15 protein-coding genes and 1 tRNA gene are annotated in these 17793 nt (G+C 61.3%); 14 read left to right on the top strand and 2 right to left on the bottom strand.

Translation table 11 applies throughout. From position 1 onward, the window contains the following. Positions 1-123: 123 nt before the first annotated feature. The 8 genes from pgaA (at position 124) to BW979_RS02660 (ending at position 9837) form a co-directional block, all read left to right on the top strand. Positions 124-2604, top strand: coding sequence for a poly-beta-1,6 N-acetyl-D-glucosamine export porin PgaA (gene pgaA / locus BW979_RS02690; RefSeq protein WP_076383118.1), 2481 nt, complete (start codon positions 124-126; stop codon positions 2602-2604). 12 nt (positions 2605-2616) lie between these two features. Continuing rightward, complete coding sequence (gene pgaB, locus BW979_RS02685; protein WP_047230324.1) at positions 2617-4614, top strand: poly-beta-1,6-N-acetyl-D-glucosamine N-deacetylase PgaB; 1998 nt, start codon at positions 2617-2619, stop codon at positions 4612-4614. 1 nt (position 4615) lies between these two features. Further along, positions 4616-5971 (top strand): poly-beta-1,6-N-acetyl-D-glucosamine synthase, encoded by a 1356-nt coding sequence (gene pgaC / locus BW979_RS02680; RefSeq protein ID WP_076383117.1) that lies wholly within the window; start codon positions 4616-4618, stop codon positions 5969-5971. After that, the gene (gene pgaD / locus BW979_RS02675; protein ID WP_047230322.1) at positions 5968-6471 is read left to right on the top strand and encodes a poly-beta-1,6-N-acetyl-D-glucosamine biosynthesis protein PgaD; all 504 of its coding nucleotides are present in this window, start codon (positions 5968-5970) and stop codon (positions 6469-6471) included. The genes pgaC and pgaD overlap by 4 nt, the downstream gene beginning before the upstream one ends. A 343-nt stretch (positions 6472-6814) precedes the next feature. Further along, a complete protein-coding gene (locus tag BW979_RS02670) occupies positions 6815-7375 on the top strand; it encodes a YbhB/YbcL family Raf kinase inhibitor-like protein (protein WP_076383116.1) in 561 nt (186 codons plus the stop codon). A 134-nt stretch (positions 7376-7509) separates the two neighbouring features. Then, the gene (locus BW979_RS27560) at positions 7510-7683 is read left to right on the top strand and encodes a hypothetical protein (protein ID WP_171061296.1); all 174 of its coding nucleotides are present in this window, start codon (positions 7510-7512) and stop codon (positions 7681-7683) included. 39 nt (positions 7684-7722) lie between these two features. Further along, complete coding sequence (locus BW979_RS02665; RefSeq protein ID WP_076383115.1) at positions 7723-9036, top strand: MFS transporter; 1314 nt, start codon at positions 7723-7725, stop codon at positions 9034-9036. Positions 9037-9105: 69 nt separating this feature from the next. Then, positions 9106-9837 (top strand): hypothetical protein, encoded by a 732-nt coding sequence (locus BW979_RS02660; protein WP_047230319.1) that lies wholly within the window; start codon positions 9106-9108, stop codon positions 9835-9837. Positions 9838-9845: 8 nt separating this feature from the next. Here the strand turns inward: BW979_RS02660 and BW979_RS02655 are convergent, their stop codons facing one another. Further along, positions 9846-10724, bottom strand: a complete 879-nt coding sequence (locus BW979_RS02655) for a LysR family transcriptional regulator (RefSeq protein WP_076383114.1) — start codon at positions 10722-10724, stop codon at positions 9846-9848. A 107-nt stretch (positions 10725-10831) separates the two neighbouring features. Here BW979_RS02655 and BW979_RS02650 point away from each other — a divergent pair, with 107 nt between their 5' ends. The 5 genes from BW979_RS02650 to BW979_RS02630 all read left to right on the top strand — a co-directional run bounded on the left by BW979_RS02650 (position 10832) and on the right by BW979_RS02630 (position 15701). Beyond that, entirely contained in the window at positions 10832-11833 is a 1002-nt protein-coding gene (locus tag BW979_RS02650; RefSeq protein ID WP_047230317.1) for a zinc-dependent alcohol dehydrogenase family protein, read from the top strand. A gap of 164 nt (positions 11834-11997) precedes the next feature. After that, on the top strand, positions 11998-12579 hold the full coding sequence (locus BW979_RS02645; protein ID WP_076383113.1) for a hypothetical protein: 582 nt from the start codon (positions 11998-12000) through the stop codon (positions 12577-12579). Positions 12580-12680: 101 nt separating this feature from the next. Then, entirely contained in the window at positions 12681-14342 is a 1662-nt protein-coding gene (locus tag BW979_RS02640) for a vWA domain-containing protein (protein ID WP_076383112.1), read from the top strand. Between the two features lie 169 nt (positions 14343-14511). Continuing rightward, a complete protein-coding gene (locus tag BW979_RS02635; RefSeq protein ID WP_047226755.1) occupies positions 14512-15084 on the top strand; it encodes an RNA polymerase sigma factor in 573 nt (190 codons plus the stop codon). Continuing rightward, positions 15081-15701, top strand: coding sequence for a hypothetical protein (locus tag BW979_RS02630; protein WP_076383111.1), 621 nt, complete (start codon positions 15081-15083; stop codon positions 15699-15701). Before BW979_RS02635 ends, BW979_RS02630 begins: the two co-directional genes overlap by 4 nt. A gap of 62 nt (positions 15702-15763) precedes the next feature. Here the strand turns inward: BW979_RS02630 and BW979_RS02625 are convergent. Further along, positions 15764-15840, bottom strand: a tRNA-Arg gene (locus BW979_RS02625). A gap of 349 nt (positions 15841-16189) precedes the next feature. On the opposite strand from BW979_RS02625, the gene gabD reads away from it, so the two are divergent. Beyond that, a complete protein-coding gene (gabD, locus tag BW979_RS02620) occupies positions 16190-17632 on the top strand; it encodes an NADP-dependent succinate-semialdehyde dehydrogenase (protein WP_076383110.1) in 1443 nt (480 codons plus the stop codon). Positions 17633-17793 lie beyond the last annotated feature (161 nt).

Raw genomic sequence — 17793 nt, 5'->3', positions numbered from 1 at the left:
AAGCGCGGCCCGAGAGTGCAAAACTAGGCCCATTAGAGCTTGGCTGGATTCCTTTGATCCGGCTTCCTGTTTGATGGGCAAGGGGGCACTGCGACCCGGCTGGCCATGTAAGGATGCTGACGAATGCCGCGTACTGTGGGTCCCTTTATTCAATGTGGTTTGCGCCCGTTGTTTCGCCTCGCGCTGTGCAGCCAATTGTGCTGGCCGGTGCTGGCGTTTGCCGATACCGCCTATGACCAGATGGTGCATGACGCTCGCGCCGGCCATTACACGCCTGCATTGACCGCCTTGCGCCAGGTCCCGGCCGATCAGGCCAGCACCGCGCAAATCAGTGACCATCTGCAGATTGCCAGCTGGGCCGGTTTTGATGCCGAGGTGGTGAAAGTCTATGAAGCCCAAGGCCGCTATCGCGACCTGCCCGTTGCGGCGCTGACTGCAACGGCACGTGCCTATCGCAATCTCAAGCGTTGGGACTCGGCCACCGCGCTCTATCGCCAGGCTTTGATAGTCGAACCTCAGAATTCCCATCTGCAACTGGGTCTGGCCTTAACCCAGGCCGACGCCGGTAAACCCGACGAAGCAGTCAGTCGTGCCAGGACTATGGTCGCAGCCAAACCTGAGGACCCGACGCGTCGACTGGCCTTGGGATATGCCCTGACCCGTGCCAACAGTCCACACGAGGCGCTGTTCGAATACGACCAGGCCTTTACTCGCGCCGGCAACAATCTCGAGGTCGCCCGCGAATACATCATTGCGCTGCAACGTGCCCGCTTGCCTGAGCCGGCCTTGCGCCTGGCTCGTCTGCAACCCGGGTTGATCGATCAGGGCGTGCAGCGGCGACTGGAGGGCGATGTTGCGGCTGAACGGGTGCGCCTGGCGGACATGGCGAGCCGCAGCGAGAAGGATCGCTTCGTTATCGCAGACCGCGCCCTGGCCGATTACGACAAGCTGCTCGCCACCTGGACTCCGGTGGCCGAGGCTCATGACGATGTACTGCGCTGGCGCATCGACCGTATCGGCGCCCTGAACGCCCGTGCTCGACGAGCTGAAGTGATTGCTGAATACCAAAGGCTGCTCGCTGAAGGGGTTGCCATTCCCACTTATGCCTTGCGCTGGGTGGCGTCCTCCTATCTGGAGCAGCGTGAACCGGAGATTGCCGTCGACCTGTACCGCCGGGTACTGACGGCACCTGACGCCGATCCGGCGGACCGCTTCGAAGACAGCACCGCGCTCTACTACGCACTGCTGGAAAGTGAAAAATCCGAAGAGGCCCGTGCCCTGGCTGAAGACTTGGCCAAATCCCAGCAACCACGCGTCGAGCTCAAGGGGCTGCCCATCGGCAACCCCAATGACGAATGGATGGACGCACAACAACTCGCCGCTCAGGCCGGCACATATGGCGCCGACCTGCCCACCGCCGAGACGCGTCTGGCGACCCTGGTCAATCAAGGCCCCGGCAACATCGGGTTGCGACTGGCCCAGGCTGATTTGTACCAGGCCCGGCAATGGCCGCGACGTTCTGAAAGCCTGCTCAAGGAAGTCGAGACCACGACCCCGCGTAACCGTGAGCTGGAAGTCGCCCAGGCCCGCGCCGCCATGGATCTGCAGGAGTGGCGGCAGATGGACGCGCTGACCGATGACGTGGTCGCCCGGTACCCGGAGAACGCCCACGTCAAACGCCTGCAACGCCAGCGCGAAGTGCACGACATGGCCGAACTGCGTATCGAAGCCTACACCGGCAAGAGTTATGGCGGCGGCAGCGGCGATGCCGGTGCAGTCACCGGTAGTCGCGACTTCGGCATTGAAACGCTGCTTTACAGCCCACCCATCAATGAAGACTGGCGGCTATTCGGTGGCGTCGGTTACGCCACCGGCGATTTCGAAGAAGGCACCGGCCACCATCGCTGGCAGCGTCTGGGTGTGGAGCGCCGCACCCGTGACATGACGCTGGAAGCGGAAGTCTCCAACCACTCGTACGGCTCCGGTGACAAGCAGGGGGCACGTCTGGCCGTGGCCCGGGACATCAACGATCACTGGCAGTACGGTGGCAGCCTGGATTACCTCTCGGCCGCCACCCCGCTGCGGGCGCTCAACAGCGGTATTCGCGCCAACGGCGGCAGTGGTTTCGTTCGCTGGCGTGCCCACGAAAGCCGAGAGTGGCAACTGGCGGTCAGCCCATCGCATTTCAGTGACGGTAACAACCGTCTCGAAACCCTGCTCACCGGTCGCGAAGGCATTTACAGCGCTCCGCGGCTGCAAGTGGAGCTGGGCCTGGAAGTGGGTGCCAGTCGCAACAGCGGCTCTGACGAAGTCCCCTACTTCAACCCCAAGTCAGATCTGAGCGTCATGCCGACCGTCAGCGCCAATCATGTGTTGTACCGCCGCTACGAAACGACGTGGAGCCAGCAGTTCCAGGCCGGCGCCGGTACCTACAGCCAGCGCGACCACAGCACCGGTGCCATGGGCCTGCTCAGCTACGGCCAGCGTTTTATCTGGAACGACGTGCTTGAGGCAGGTGCCGCACTGAGTTGGCTCAACCGCCCCTATGACGGCGACCGCGAAAGCGATCTGCGCCTGCTTGTCGACCTCACCTACCGCTTCTAGAAGAGTTTGAAGATGCCTGTCATTTCGCGATTCATCCTTCTGCTGGGGGTCTTGCTGATCAGCGCTTGTGCCCAGCAAGCCCCGGCGTTCACAGCGCCCTCACAGCGCCCGCTGGCGGCCAACGACGCCCCATGGCCGAAAAACCATGTGCTCGGCATCGCCTATCACGACGTGGAAGACCGCGACCCCGACCAGGCGCTCGTGGCCGTGCGTACCGAGCGCCTGATCGAGCAATTGGCTTGGCTGCGGGAAAACAACTACCAGCCGGTAACCGTGGACCAGATCATCACCGCTCGCAACGGTGGCCCGGAACTGCCGCCGCGGGCGGTGTTGTTGAGTTTTGACGACGGTTACTCAAGCTTTTACACCCGCGTCATGCCGATCCTGCGCGCCTATAACTGGCCGGCGCTATTGGCCCCGGTCGGTAGTTGGATCGACACGCCGTCGAACCAGCCGGTGGACTTCGCTGGAGTGCCGCGCAAGCGCTCCGAGTTTTTGACCTGGGAGCAAATTCGCGAGGTCTCGAAATCGGGCCTGGTGGAAATCGCCGCCCACACCGACGCCAATCACAAAGGGGTACTGGCCAACCCGCAAGGCAACCTGCAACCGGCGGCGACGACCCGGCGCTACGATCCCGCCACCGGTCGCTATGAAAGCGAAGCTGATTTCCAGGCTCGCCAGCGCAAGGACGTGGTGGCCATTTCCGAGAAGATCCGCAAGGTCACCGGCTACAGTCCGCGCGTGTGGGTCTGGCCCTACGGTGCCGCCGATGGCACCGCCTTGCAGGTGATTGGCAGCGAAGGCTACCAAATGGCCCTGACTCTGGAAGATGGTCTGGACAGCCTCAATAACCTGATGAGTGGCCCGCGTTTTCTGGTGGCCTCCGATCCGGATGGTGCGCACTTCGCCGAGAGCGTCGTCGGCGTGCAGACCATGGACCCCCTGCGGGTGGTCCATGTCGACCTGGATTACGTCTATGACCCGGATCCTGTGCAGCAGGAAGCCAATGTCGGCAAGCTGATCCAGCGCATCTACGACCTGGGCGCCAACACCGTTTTCCTGCAAGCCTTTGCCGATCCGAAAGGTGATGGTCTGGTGCATTCGCTGTACTTTCCCAACCGTCATCTGCCGGTACGGGCCGATCTGTTCGATCGGGTTGCGTGGCAACTGAAAACCCGGGCCAACGCCAAGGTCTTCGCCTGGATGCCAGTGCTCAGTTTTGGCCTGGATTCGAAACTGCCCCGCGTACAACGTTGGGACCCGGAAACCGGCCGCACGGGTGTGGACCCGGATCAGTACGTACGCTTGTCGCCCTTCGATCCGAGCGTGCGACGTGTCATCGGTGAAATCTACGAAGACCTGGCACGGATGAGTTCGGTGGACGGCGTTCTGTACCACGACGATGCCGTGTTTTCTGACTTCGAGGACGCCGGCCCCGCTGCCCTGAAAGTCTATGCCGCCAACGGCCTGCCGACGTCCATCGCCGCCCTGCGGGACGACCCGGCGGCGATGCAGCGCTGGACCCGTTTCAAGAGCCGCTACTTGATCGACTTCACCCACGAGCTCACTGCCAAGGTCCGCGCGATTCGTGGTCCGCAGGTGCTGACAGCGCGCAATATTTTCGCCGAACCGATGCTCAATCCCGAAAGCGAAGCCTGGTTCGCCCAGAACCTGGACGACTTCCTCGGTGCCTACAACTGGACGGCCCCGATGGCCATGCCGTTGATGGAAAAGCAGACCCGCGAGCAATCCGGTCCCTGGCTTGAGCGCCTGGTGGAGACCGTCAAGGCCCGCCCCGGTGCGCTCAAGCGCACGGTGTTCGAATTGCAGGCCCGTGACTGGCACAGCAAACCGGTCAGCGACATCGACGGCGAACAATTGGCCGAATGGATGGGACGCCTCAAGCGTTCAGGCGTGACCAGTTTCGGCTACTACCCGGACAACTTCATCGAAGACCAGCCCGCTGTGAAAACCGTGCGGCCGGCGCTCTCCAACAAGTGGAATCCTTGACATGCTCGACAGACTGCTCGCCCTGCTGGTGCTGGCGATCGTCCTTGGGGTGCCCCTGGGCCTGATCTTCCTGGTCACCGGGCAATTCCTGATGGACTTCGTGTTCTTTTACCCGCTGTTCATGTCCGGGCTGTGGATCGCCGGCGGCCTGTATTTCTGGCTGCACTGGGAGCGTCACTGGCCGTGGAAGGACGACACCCTGCCGCCGCCGCTGGCCGGGGAACCGCTGATCAGCATTCTGATTCCGTGCTTCAACGAGGGCGACAACGTCGCCGATACCATACACGCCGCGCTGGGCCAGCATTACCCGAACATCGAGGTCATCGCCATCAACGACGGCTCGAAAGACAACACCGCCCAAGTGCTCGACCAACTGGCGGCTGATGACCCGCGCCTGCGCGTGCTGCATCTGGCGGAAAACCAGGGCAAGGCCGTGGCCCTGCGCATGGGCGCCATCGCGGCGCGCAGTGAATACCTGGTGTGCATCGACGGTGATGCGCTGTTGGCACCCAACACTTGCGCCTACCTGGTGGCACCGATGCTGGACAATGCCCGCCTCGGTGCAGTGACCGGTAATCCGCGTATCCGTACTCGTTCGACTTTGATCGGCCGGGTGCAGGTCGGTGAGTTCTCCTCGATCATTGGCTTGATCAAGCGTACCCAGCGCGTCTTCGGGCGGATCTTCACCGTCTCCGGTGTGATCGTCGCCTTCCGTCGTACGGCCCTGCACCGGGTCGGCTACTGGAGCCCGGACATGATCACCGAAGACATCGACATCAGCTGGAAGCTGCAACTGGACCACTGGAGCATCTTCTACGAACCCCGTGCCCTGTGCTGGATCCTCATGCCCGAAACCCTGCGCGGCCTGTGGCGGCAGCGCCTGCGCTGGGCCCAGGGCGGGGCCGAAGTGCTGTTCAAGAACATCCGCGGCATCTGGCAATACCGCCACCGCTACCTGTGGCCGCTGCTGTTCGAATACTGCCTGTCCACCGGTTGGGCGTTCACGTTCCTGCTGTCGGTGATCTTCTGGGGCGCCGGTAAATTCGTCGAAATGCCAGCGGCCATCGCGGTCGATCACCTCATGCCACCGGCCTTCACCGGGTTGCTGTTGGCGGTGGTGTGCCTGATGCAGTTCGCGGTGAGCATCCTGATCGATCGCCGCTACGAAAAAGGTTTGTGGCACATCATGTTCTGGGTGGTGTGGTACCCATTGGTGTTCTGGCTGATCAGTCTGTTCACCACCTTGGTGAGTTTCCCGAAAGTGCTGTTCGGGCAGCATCAGAAACGCGCGCGCTGGGTCAGCCCGGATCGCGGCATCAAACCGTTCGATGACGAAGAAGAGGAAGTGATCCGATGAAAATTATCAGGACCCGACAAAGACCTTTTCTGGTGGTCATCGATGCGCTCTTTACCGTGCTGGCGTGGCTGGGGCTGTTGTATCTGTTGGTCAACGGGCTCTGGCCCCTGTTTGACAGCCAGGCAGGCCCGCGCCTCGGTGGCTCGCTCATGGACACGCTCGGGACGTTGCAGATATATGGCTGGATCGCCTTGGTCAACGCGGTGATCCTGATTACCTGGGCGCGCTATCAGCAGCGCAAAAGCCGCAGCTTCGCCCAGCGTCGGCTGCCAGCGCCGGTGGTGGACGATCAAAGCTTGAGCGAAAGCTTCAAATTGACCGACGCGCGTCTGGACACGTTGCGCCGGCCCGGCTCCAAGATCATCCATAACAACCAGGACGGTGATATCAGTCACGTCGTGGCGCATTTCCATCTGCTGAGCCCGGAACTGCAACCGCCGCCACTGGCACCGCTGGAAAGGCCCCGGGTGATTCACCTGCCGGTCGATCACTCGGTGTAAGCGCTGCCGCAGGCTGTGATTGTTGATCTTGTTGCTTTCCAGTTCCTCGGAGATTTCCTTCAAAACGCCGCGTTCGCTCCCACAGAGTACGGTCAGCACAAATCAAAATGTGGGAGCGAGCCTGCTCGCGATAGCGGTATTTCAGTCAACATGGATGCCAACTGAACCATCGCCATCGCGAGCAGGCTCGCTCCCACAGGGGGATGGGTGATGTCGCGAATCACGGTCAACGCAGATCGATGTGGCGGATTCGAAGTTCATCGTAATTGTCACTGAAACCTGGCAGGCGCTGCGGCTATAGTTCGCAGGCCGTCCATGGCCTGATCTGCATAAGGTGCCCGGTATGACTCGATCGACTTCCCTTACTCCCTGGCTGGCGGTCATCGCCCTCGTGCTGTGCGCACAAGGGGCGGCCCAGGCTCAGGAACGTTTCACCCTCAGCATGCCAGGTGTGTCGGATAACCGGCTGTTCACCGCGGCGGCCGCCAGTGACGCCAGCAACTGCGGCGGTAAGAACATTTCCCCGGCCTTGAGCTGGACAGCGGGCCCGCCCGGCACCCTCAGCTACGCCATTGTCATGCACGACCCGGACGGCCAGAAAGGCCAGGGCGTCGACCACTGGGTTCATTACGGCATCAAGGCCAGCACGCGGCATATTCCGACCGGCATGGGCACCCAGTCCGCCCTTGAAGGCGTAAGCGGTACCAACAGTAAAAACACCCGCGGCTATATAGGCCCTTGCCCACCTATCGGCGACAGCGCTCATCATTACCTGATCCAGATATACGCGCTCGACCTGCCCCCGCACGCCCTGCCAGCCGGCCTCACACGCCCTCAACTGATGGAAAGAATCAACGGTCACGTCTTGCGCAACAGTAGCGTAGTGCGTCGCTACCACCGCTAATCCAAGCAACAGCTCCCTGTGGCCAGGGAGCTTGCTCCCGCTGGGTCGGGCAGCAACCCTCAACCACAAAATTGGCATCACGCGCCAAAAGCGAGCACTATCGAGCCCCTGTTCATTCATACCGGAGGATGGCGATGACGCAGAAACCCGACGGCATCGCCCGCCTCAAGAACTGCCCCACCAAAGGCGACGAAATACGCCGGGCCATCGCCCAGAGCCGCAAGGATTTCCTGCCTGCTGAAGAGGCCGAAGACGCTGAGCCAGACCAACCACCGGCACAGCCCATGGACGACGGCCAAGACGCCTGAACCGTCCTTCTCAAAAACTTTTCTTGTTTAAATCTGCCCATGACTGCCACAACTCATCTGCCAGACGCCCGATTCAGCCGATCCGACTACAAAACCCTGGGCCTCGCCGCCCTGGGTGGCGCGCTGGAAATCTACGACTTCATCATCTTCGTCTTCTTCGCCCTGGTGCTCAGCCAACTGTTCTTCCCGCCGCAAATGCCCGAATGGCTACGCCTGTTGCAAAGTTTCGGGATTTTCGCCACCGGCTACTTGGCACGACCCCTGGGCGGCATCCTCATGGCGCACTTCGCCGATCGCCTGGGGCGCAAGCGGGTGTTCAGCCTGAGCATCCTGATGATGGCCTTGCCTTGTCTGCTTATCGGCGTGATGCCGACTTACGCGCAAATCGGCTATTTCGCCCCGTTGTTGCTGCTGGCGCTGCGCATCCTGCAAGGCGCGGCGGTGGGCGGCGAAGTGCCGAGCGCCTGGGTGTTCGTGGCCGAACATGCACCGCTGCAGCATCGCGGCTACGCGCTGGGTTTCCTCCAGGCTGGTCTGACCTTCGGCTATTTGCTGGGCGCCCTGACCGCCACGGCGCTGGCGCAGATATTCACTGCAGCAGAAATTCTCGATTACGCCTGGCGCTTGCCGTTCCTGCTGGGTGGGGTCTTCGGTGTAATCGGCGTCTGGCTGCGCCGCTGGCTGAGCGAAACGCCGATCTTCATGGCCCTGCAAGCCAAGCGCGAGGGCGCGACGGAACTGCCGCTACGCACCGTGCTGCGGGACCATCGCCACGCCTTGTTGCCCGCCGCCATTCTCACCTGCGTGCTGACGTCCGCCGTGGTGGTGTTCGTGGTCATCACCCCGACCGTGATGCAAAAAAGTTTCGGCATGACCCCTAGTCACACGTTCGCTTTGAGCAGCCTGGGCATCGTCTTCCTGAACATCGGCTGCGTTCTGGCCGGCCTCATCGTCGACCGCATCGGCGCCTGGCGCACTGTCATGCTCTACAGCCTGCTGTTGCCGATGGGCATCGCCGTGCTCTACGCCAGCCTGATCAGCGGCGGCGCCTGGCTGGGCCTAGCCTACGCTGTGGCGGGCCTGGGTTGCGGCGTGGTCGGTGCGGTGCCATCGGTGATGGTCAGCCTGTTTCCGCCGAAAATCCGCGTGTCCGGCATCTCGTTCACCTACAACATTGCCTATGCCTTGTGGGCCAGCGTGACGCCTTTGGTGCTGATCGCACTGGTGCCGTGGAGCCCATGGGTGTGCGTGGGGTATTGCGTGGTGATGGGCGCGGTGGGTGTGGCTGCGGCGGCGTATTTTCCCGCCCGGCATTCGAAGACCGCGCAGGCCTCGTTGGCCTGTGAATCGTAAGGACTCTGCCCCAGCTGCACGACTACACTCATGAATGACCCCGTTTCCAACTCGAGGAGGACGGCCATCATGAAGGCGCACAAGCACGACCTGCTGGAACAAGTCCTGATTGCCCACGGCGGTCTCGAGCGCTGGAACACTTTCAACACTGTCCAGGTCACTCTTGTGACCGGCGGTTCGTTGTGGGCCATGAAGGGGTTAACGCAAGACAATGCTCCACGGCAGATGACTGTCTGGCTGCATGAACAGCGCGCCTCGGTCATGCCGTTCGGTGCGCTGAACCAGCGCACCGCCTTCACGCCTGATCGCATCGCCATCGAAACCACCGAGGGCAAAGTGATCGCTGAGCGTTCGGACCCCAGGGCTTCGTTCTTCAAGCACGAGCAAACCACTCCGTGGGATCCGCTTCACCGTGCCTACTTCAATGGATATGCGCTCTGGTCCTACCTGACCATGCCGTTCCTGTTTACTTTTCCGGGTGTCACCAGCCAGGAGCTGGAACCCTGGAAGGAAGGTGGCCAGGTCTGGCGCCGCTTGCGGGTGAACTTCCCGGACACCCTCGCCACTCACTGCCCGGTCCAGGACTTCTACTTTGGCGATGACTATCTGCTGCGCCGGCATGATTACACCGTGGACGTGAGCGGTGGCCTGCCGGCGGCCCAGTATGTGGAGGACTACATCAAGGCCGATGGGCTGTGCATGCCCAGCAAGCGCCGGGCGTATCGGCGGGATGCGGACGATCAGGCGGTGGAGGGGGAATTGCTGGTGGCGATTGATATCAGTCAGGTTCGTTACGCATAACCGGCTGCTCAAAGACGCTCGCGCAGAAAATCCACAAAGGCGCGAGTTCTTGCCGAGCGGCGCCGGTCTTGGCTGAACACGGCGCTGATGGGCAGCGCTACGGGTTGATAAGCCTCCAGCAGGCTGGACACGGTTCCCTGGCGAACATCCGCGGCGAATAACCACTGCGGTGAAAGCGAAATGCCCAGCCCGCTAAGAACCATCTCGCGAATTGCCTCGCTGCTGTTGCTGGTGACATTGCCCTTGATCGTCACTCGGTGCTGTTTGTCCTGCTGGTCGAAACGCCAAACGTCGTAATGCTCCAGCAGCGTGAAGCCCAAGCAATTGTGGCGGGCAAGATCCGCCGGCTCCAGCGGTGTGCCGTGTTGTTGCAGGTAGGCGGGAGCGGCATACACCCGGCGCGGACTATCGCCGAGGGAAACCGCGACCAGCCCTTCGTTTTTCACCACGCCGATACGAATGGCGACGTCGATGTTTTCTTTCAGCACATCTTCATTTTGGTCGTTCAGTTTCAGGTCGATGTGAACCTGTGGATGGCGCGCCAAAAACTCCCTCATCAAGGGCGCAATGCACAGCCGCCCGAAACTCACCGGGGCGGCCACACGCAAAGGGCCGGCGATCTGCTCCTGGCCACGGGTGAAACTGAGCCGGGCCGTGTCGAGGCTGCTGAGTATTTCCTTGCTGTGGATATAGAAACGCTGGCCTTGGTCGGTCAGCGCAAGATGGCGAGTGCTGCGGGCAAACAACGCACCGCCAAGGTGTTGTTCCAGCGCGCGGATCTGCTTGCTAACCGCTGGTTGACCCAGGTTCAGCTCCCGGGCGACCGCCGAGAACGAACCGCGCTCTACCACTCGCACGAACATCTGCATCGCGTCGAATAGATCCATCGGGATTTGGCCTCTGGTTGGAATAAATCCTATCCATAATTGCTTACTTATCGGAATGCGTCGACGGCCGCAACATGTACTCACCCACTCATTGGAGGTTTACTGTCATGAACAACACCATGTTCGCCGCCATTGCCCAAACCGCTCAGGCTCCGCTGGTCGTTCGCCACATCCCCCGGCCTGTTCCCGGCAAAGGACAGGTATTGATCAGGGTTCACGCCGCAGGGATCAATCCTCTGGATACCAAGATCGCGGCAGGTGGCGGCGCTCATGCCCGCCAGCCGCTGCCCGCCGTACTGGGTATCGATCTGGCCGGAACAGTCGTTGAGCTGGGAGAGGGCGTGCACGATTTCGCCCCCGGCGATGACGTGTTCGGCATGGCCGGCGGCATCGGCGGCGCCCAGGGTGCGCTGGCCGAATACATTGCCGTCGATGCTCACCTGATTGCGCTCAAGCCCGGTTCGTTGAGCATGCGCGAAGCGGCAGCCTTGCCATTGGTCTTCATCACCGCCTGGGAAGGGTTGGTAGACCGGGCCAATGTTCGGGCCGGCCAACAAGTGCTGATCCACGGCGGCGCGGGCGGCGTCGGTCAAATGGCCGTGCAAATTGCCAAGGCCCGCGGCGCCGAGGTCTATGCCACCGGCTCGGCCACCAGCCTGGATTTCATCCGTGAACTGGGCGCGACCCCTATCGACTACCGGGCGCAGGACACCGACAGTTACGTGCGCCAGCACACCGGCGGCGAAGGCTTCGACATCGTCTACGACACCGTCGGCGGCTCGACACTGGATGCGTCCTTCAACGTAGTGAAAACCTATACCGGCCACGTACTCAGTTGTCTCGGCTGGGGACAACACAGCCTGGCACCGTTGTCGTTCAAGGGGGCGAGTTATTCCGGGGTGTTTACCTTGATGCCGTTGCTGACCGGCAAGGGGCGCGAGCACCATGGTCGGATATTGCGCGAAGCGGCGGCTTTGGTTGAGGCCGGGGTACTGCGCATCAAGGTAGACCCACATCGGTTTGGCCTGGGAGACGTGAATGAGGCGTTTGCGCAAGTAGCGCAGGGGCGTGGGCAAGGGAAGACGGTGGTAGAGATGGCGGGGGAGTGACGCGGTCTGCAACTGTTATCCGGAAGCCGCACCCATAAAATCGCCCCGGTCTGCAACGGCCGGGGTTTTGCCGCCATCCGCTGCCGCCAAAACTTGAGAACCCGTCCAAACTCCGTAGAATGCCGCTGTCACTATGCCACTACCTTTCAGGGACGAATTCAGACATGCGCGTTTTTGCCATATTCCTGGCCCTCTGCCTTATGGCGGGCTGTGCCTCCAAACCCGATTACTATGTCTCCGCCACTCCGGTAACGATTCCCAAAACCGCCACCTTCTGGATCGACACCTTCGACGTTGAAGTCGTAGGCAAGAACGATCGCTTTTTGCCTGACGAAAAGGTCCGTGAGCAATTGCACACCGACCTGATTGGCCGCCTGCTCGAGGACAATCGCTATGCCTCCAGCAAGGAAGCTGCCGACTATCTGCTGGACGTCAACAGCGTCTACGCGCGACGTATTCAAGACACCCAAGGCGGCTTCATGAGCAAAATCGTTGCCGATGGCACGCTCCTCGCCAGTGTCGATTTCAGCTATCAGGTCAAGGTGAAGAAGGCCGGCGCCGAGGTTTTGCACTTTGCCCAGGCCCGTCAGGGGCTGATGCCGGGCGGCGCGATCGGGCAATTTCAGAACATGAGAAGCATGGTGGGCGCTCTGACCAACAGAGGTAACTCGGATGTCGAAGGCTTTTACACCGGCCAACTGAGCCGCTTTATCGCCGACGACCTGCGGGCCATTCCGTCCCGCTAGGCATGCTCGCGTATTAAAAGAATATCGTGGTCGTTAACCCGAACCACGAGTGCCTCGCGTCTGACCCTGTGAACGGATCATTCATTCACGAGGTTCAACCCATGTCCTGTCCTCCTTCATTCCTACGTCCTGCTGCCCAGGGCTTCGCCGTGACCTTGCTGGTGGCATTGGCCGGTTGTGGGTTGTCTTCGTCCCGGGAGGCTGCCACGCCGGCCGAACCACCGTCTGCGTCCCCCGCCCCGGTGCGGCAAAGCGAAGTTGCTAACGTGCGCGAGCCTCTGGTCAAGCGTATGGCCGCTCCGGCTTCGATGCCCTCGCCAAGGGTGAGGACCGATGCTGTCGCGGGGGACTACCGCGCCGAGCCCCGCGAGCAGTATGAAAAATTGCCGGACAACCCCATTCATAGCGTTGCCCAAACGCCGGTGTCGACCTTCAGCGTCGATGTCGATACCGGTAGCTACGCCAATGTGCGACGTTTCCTCAATCAAGGTAGCCTGCCGCCCGAAGGCGCTGTGCGACTGGAGGAAATGGTCAACTATTTCCCTTACGACTATGCCGTGCCCACCGACGGTTCTCCCTTCGGCGTGACCACTGAAGTGGCCCCGTCGCCATGGAACCCTCACACGCGCCTGTTGCGTATTGGCATCAAGGCGAGCGATCGCGCCGTGGCGGACCTGGCGCCGGCCAACCTTGTGTTTTTGGTGGATGTTTCCGGCTCCATGGACCGACGCGAGGGCCTGCCGCTAGTCAAGAGCACCCTGAAGTTATTGGTGGAGCAATTGCGCGAGCAGGACCGGGTGTCTCTGGTGGTGTACGCCGGCGAATCCCGGGTGGTGCTCAAGCCGACCTCGGGCCGCGACAAGGTCAAGATCCGCAACGCCATCGATCAGTTGGACGCCGGCGGTTCCACCGCAGGTGCGTCGGGGATCGAGCTGGCCTATCAGATGGCTCAGGAAAGCTTTATCGACAAAGGCATCAATCGCATCCTGCTGGCCACCGATGGCGACTTCAATGTCGGCGTCAGTGACTTCGACAGCCTCAAGCAAATGGCGGTGGACCGACGTAAAAGCGGTGTATCCCTGACCACGCTGGGCTTCGGTGTGGATAACTACAATGAACACCTGATGGAGCAATTGGCCGATGCCGGTGATGGCAACTACGCCTACATCGACAACTTGCTTGAAGCGCGCAAGGTATTGGTGGACCAGCTCAGCTCCACCCTGGCGGTGGTGGCGCGGGATGTGAAGTTGCAGGTGGAGTTCAACCCCGCTCAGGTCAGTGAGTATCGGCTGTTGGGGTATGAGAACCGCGCGCTCAAGCGTGAGGATTTCAACAACGACAAGGTTGATGCGGGCGAAATAGGCGCCGGACACACGGTGACCGCCTTGTATGAAATTGTTCCGAAAGGCGAGCAGGGCTGGCTGGAACCGTTGCGTTATGCGAGCACACCTAAGCTGAACGGCAAGTCAGGTGAGTTGGCGATGCTGCGCGTGCGCTACAAGCCCGTTGAAGGCGGGAGCAGTCGATTGATCGAGCATCCTGTCGCCAGCACGCAAAAAAATGACAAGGCCAGCGACGACTTGCGCTTCTCGGCCGCTGTGGCCGCCTTCGCCCAACAGCTCAAGGGGGATGGCCGCTACACTGGGACGATGAGCTTGAAGGACACCGCGCAATTGGCCCGTTCCGCCCGGGGCGATGATCCGTTTGGGCTGCGTGCCGAATTTGTCCAGTTGGTGGAACTCGCGCAGAGCCTTGAGCGCTGATCCTGACCACGACGAGGATCAAATGTGGGAGCGAGCCTGCTCGCGATAGCGGTGGATCGATCACGATCATCATTGACTGATCCGACGCAATCGCGAGCAGGCTCGCTCCCACGGTATTCTCTTGTCGCCTGCCAGAACTGTGTTAACCGCAAAGGAGTTCGTCACCGACATGCCCGCTCCGCATGATTGTCCCAGCGACGAATCGCTGCTGGCCCGCTACCGCGATGGCGACGGGGCGTGTTTTGAAGTCCTGTACGCCCGCCATCGACAGGGGCTATATCGTTTTCTGGTGTCCTTGAGCAACAAAGCCGAACTGGCCGAGGAAGTCTTCCAGGACACTTGGCTCAGCCTGATCCGCAGCACTACCCAGCCACAAGGACGGGCGAGTTTTCGTACCTGGTTGTTCCAGATTGCCCGCAACCGCTTGATTGATCACTGGCGCAAACACGGTGTCCGCAACCCGCTGCACGACAGTTACGACGAACAGGTTCATGTCCAGCCCGACGACACCAGCAACCCCGAACAGCAGTTGAGCCTGAGTCGCGATCAGGCCCGCCTGGACGCGGCGTTGCAAGCCTTGCCCGAAGACCAGCGGGAAGTCTTCCTGCTGCGACTGCACGGCGACCTGGAGCTGCCGCAGATCGCCGCCCTGACCGGCGCCCCGCTGGAAACGGTAAAAAGCCGCTTGCGTTACGCCCAGCAGAAATTGCATCGACTGCTGGCCGAGGAGGTACCCGCATGATTGATTCCAAACACATCCCGAAGCCCGATGACGAAATGCTGATCGAGCATTTCCGTCAACACGCCAGCGGCGAACCGCCCGTGTCCCTGGACGCTTTCATCCTGGCTGCCGCCCGTCGCGAAGCCCCGACGCCTACGCCCAGTCTGTGGAAACGCTGGCTACAGGCCTGCCAACGGCCGCGCTGGCAGATGGCATTCGCCACGGTTGCCGGGGTCGCGTTGATGATCGGTCTGGTGGTTCGCTCGCCAGTACCTCAGAGCGACCTGTCCGCGCCAGCTCCGATGGAGTTTTCCGCCAATCGACAGGAGTCCGCAGTCGCCGCCGCACCGCCGCCCGCCATGTCCGCTCCCGCGCCGATAGCCCGCATGGCAGCACCCCAGGGCGAAATCGCTCAAGCCCCGGCAAGCGCTGACCACGCCTTGGCGGAAAAGCCTGCGGCGAAAATGAGCAAACGCGTGCCCGCTGCACGGCTGTCGCTGGAGCAGGAACTGCTGGAAATCCTGCGCTTGCGCGAGGCGGGTGAGGACAAGGCTGCTGATGAAAAGCTGCTGGCGCTGCATCAGCGCTTTCCCGAGGAGGACTTGCCGGCGCGGTTGGAGGCGTTGCGCAAGCGTTGAGTGAAATCAGCGTCCACAAAAAAGCCCCAGGTCGCAAGACCTGGGGCTTTTGATTCTGCAGATGGTGCACCAGGCGGGATTCGAACCCACGACCCCTGCCTTCGGAGGGCAGTACTCTATCCAGCTGAGCTACTGGTGCGACGCGGGCGCCATGATACTCATATGCAATGCGGGCGTCCATGCTGCTGATTTGCCGGTGTTTTCATAAGCATAGGCGGGCATGGGCTACGCTGATCAGAAAAAGCAGGCAAATTCAGGTTTTTTGTTCTTTTTTTCGAACAGCCTATTGTCCTTCCCCCCCATCGGCCCTAGGATTCGTTTGAGATTTCAAACGCTCTTGTCTGGGTGCTGAACCGCACGTCTGTGCTTATGTGCGTTATTTCTGTGCTTCAGCCCGGTGGATGATTTCCCTGACGGCAGCCCCTGAGGCGCCTTTCTACAAATCTAATTCGCTCCGCGCGCGCGCGGTGCTGTTAAGGAAAGCCGACATGCAGCTTAAAGACACCCAGTTGTTCCGCCAGCAAGCCTTTATCGATGGCGCTTGGGTCGACGCGGACAATGGTCAGACGATCAAGGTTACCAACCCGGCAACGGGTGAAGTGCTGGGCACGGTGCCGAAGATGGGCGCTGCCGAAACCCGGCGGGCGATTGAAGCCGCCGACAAGGCGTTGCCGGCCTGGCGCGCCCTCACCGCCAAAGAGCGTGCCAACAAGCTGCGCCGCTGGTACGAATTGCTGATCGAAAACCAGGATGACCTCGGTCGCCTGATGACCCTGGAACAGGGCAAGCCGCTGGCCGAAGCCAAGGGCGAAATTGTTTACGCCGCCTCGTTTATCGAATGGTTCGCCGAAGAAGCCAAGCGCATCTACGGTGATGTGATTCCTGGCCACCAGCCCGACAAGCGCCTGATCGTGATCAAGCAGCCAATCGGTGTGACTGCTGCCATTACCCCATGGAATTTCCCGGCTGCGATGATCACCCGCAAGGCCGGCCCGGCTCTGGCCGCGGGCTGCACCATGGTCATCAAGCCGGCTTCGCAAACCCCGTTCTCGGCGCTGGCGCTGGTTGAGCTGGCCCACCGTGCCGGCATCCCGCAGGGCGTGCTGAGCGTGGTCACCGGCAGTGCCGGCGACATCGGCGGCGAGCTGACCAGCAACCCGATCGTGCGCAAGCTGTCGTTCACCGGCTCGACCGAAATCGGTCGTCAGTTGATGGCCGAATGTGCCAAGGACATCAAGAAAGTCTCCCTGGAACTGGGCGGCAACGCGCCGTTCATCGTGTTCGACGACGCGGACCTGGATAAGGCCGTCGAAGGCGCAATCATTTCCAAATACCGCAACAACGGTCAGACCTGCGTCTGCGCCAACCGTCTGTACATCCAGGATTCGGTGTACGACGCCTTCGCTGAAAAACTCAAAGTGGCAGTCGCCAAGCTCAAGATCGGCAATGGTCTGGAAGATGGCACCACCACCGGTCCCTTGATCGACGGCAAGGCAGTTGCCAAGGTGCAAGAGCACATCGCTGATGCGGTCAGCAAAGGCGCGACCGTGCTGGCTGGTGGCAAGGCCATGGAAGGCAACTTCTTCGAGCCGACTATCCTGACCAACGTACCCTCGAGTGCCGCCGTGGCGAAGGAAGAAACCTTCGGCCCGTTGGCGCCGCTGTTCCGCTTCAAAGACGAAGCCGAAGTGATCGCGATGTCCAACGACACCGAGTTCGGTCTGGCCTCGTACTTCTATGCCCGCGACTTGGGCCGTGTGTTCCGCGTGGCCGAAGCCCTGGAATACGGCATGGTTGGCGTCAACACCGGGTTGATCTCCAACGAAGTCGCGCCGTTCGGCGGCATCAAGGCCTCCGGCCTGGGCCGTGAAGGCTCCAAGTACGGCATCGAGGATTACCTGGAAATCAAATACCTCTGCCTCGGTATCTGATTCTGCTGCAAGCGCAAAGGGCACGAGAGCGCTGTCCCTTTGCGCGTTTCACCCGTTCTGTTTCTTGTGGCCGGAACGCTGTGACAGTCGATCATCGCATGCTGTCGCAGTTGCCTCCCGTCCATGTACGCCTTGACCCACGCCGACCGATGAGCGGCGAA

It is taken from the genome of Pseudomonas sp. A214, assembly GCF_900156295.1.
Lineage (GTDB): Bacteria > Pseudomonadota > Gammaproteobacteria > Pseudomonadales > Pseudomonadaceae > Aquipseudomonas > Aquipseudomonas rhizophila.
Note: the sequence above shows the minus strand (reverse complement) of the source record. Positions and strands in the feature narration are given on the sequence as shown.

What these genes read in the sequence shown, in the direction of transcription:
- pgaA (WP_076383118.1), top strand. Translation starts at nt 124, where the DNA reads ATGCCGCGTACTGTGGGTCCCTTTATTCAATGTGGTTTGCGCCCGTTG.
- pgaB (WP_047230324.1), top strand. Translation starts at nt 2,617, where the DNA reads ATGCCTGTCATTTCGCGATTCATCCTTCTGCTGGGGGTCTTGCTGATC.
- pgaC (WP_076383117.1), top strand. Translation starts at nt 4,616, where the DNA reads ATGCTCGACAGACTGCTCGCCCTGCTGGTGCTGGCGATCGTCCTTGGG.
- pgaD (WP_047230322.1), top strand. Translation starts at nt 5,968, where the DNA reads ATGAAAATTATCAGGACCCGACAAAGACCTTTTCTGGTGGTCATCGAT.
- BW979_RS02670 (WP_076383116.1), top strand. Translation starts at nt 6,815, where the DNA reads ATGACTCGATCGACTTCCCTTACTCCCTGGCTGGCGGTCATCGCCCTC.
- BW979_RS27560 (WP_171061296.1), top strand. Translation starts at nt 7,510, where the DNA reads ATGACGCAGAAACCCGACGGCATCGCCCGCCTCAAGAACTGCCCCACC.
- BW979_RS02665 (WP_076383115.1), top strand. Translation starts at nt 7,723, where the DNA reads ATGACTGCCACAACTCATCTGCCAGACGCCCGATTCAGCCGATCCGAC.
- BW979_RS02660 (WP_047230319.1), top strand. Translation starts at nt 9,106, where the DNA reads ATGAAGGCGCACAAGCACGACCTGCTGGAACAAGTCCTGATTGCCCAC.
- BW979_RS02655 (WP_076383114.1), bottom strand. Translation starts at nt 10,724, where the DNA reads ATGGATCTATTCGACGCGATGCAGATGTTCGTGCGAGTGGTAGAGCGC.
- BW979_RS02650 (WP_047230317.1), top strand. Translation starts at nt 10,832, where the DNA reads ATGAACAACACCATGTTCGCCGCCATTGCCCAAACCGCTCAGGCTCCG.
- BW979_RS02645 (WP_076383113.1), top strand. Translation starts at nt 11,998, where the DNA reads ATGCGCGTTTTTGCCATATTCCTGGCCCTCTGCCTTATGGCGGGCTGT.
- BW979_RS02640 (WP_076383112.1), top strand. Translation starts at nt 12,681, where the DNA reads ATGTCCTGTCCTCCTTCATTCCTACGTCCTGCTGCCCAGGGCTTCGCC.
- BW979_RS02635 (WP_047226755.1), top strand. Translation starts at nt 14,512, where the DNA reads ATGCCCGCTCCGCATGATTGTCCCAGCGACGAATCGCTGCTGGCCCGC.
- BW979_RS02630 (WP_076383111.1), top strand. Translation starts at nt 15,081, where the DNA reads ATGATTGATTCCAAACACATCCCGAAGCCCGATGACGAAATGCTGATC.
- gabD (WP_076383110.1), top strand. Translation starts at nt 16,190, where the DNA reads ATGCAGCTTAAAGACACCCAGTTGTTCCGCCAGCAAGCCTTTATCGAT.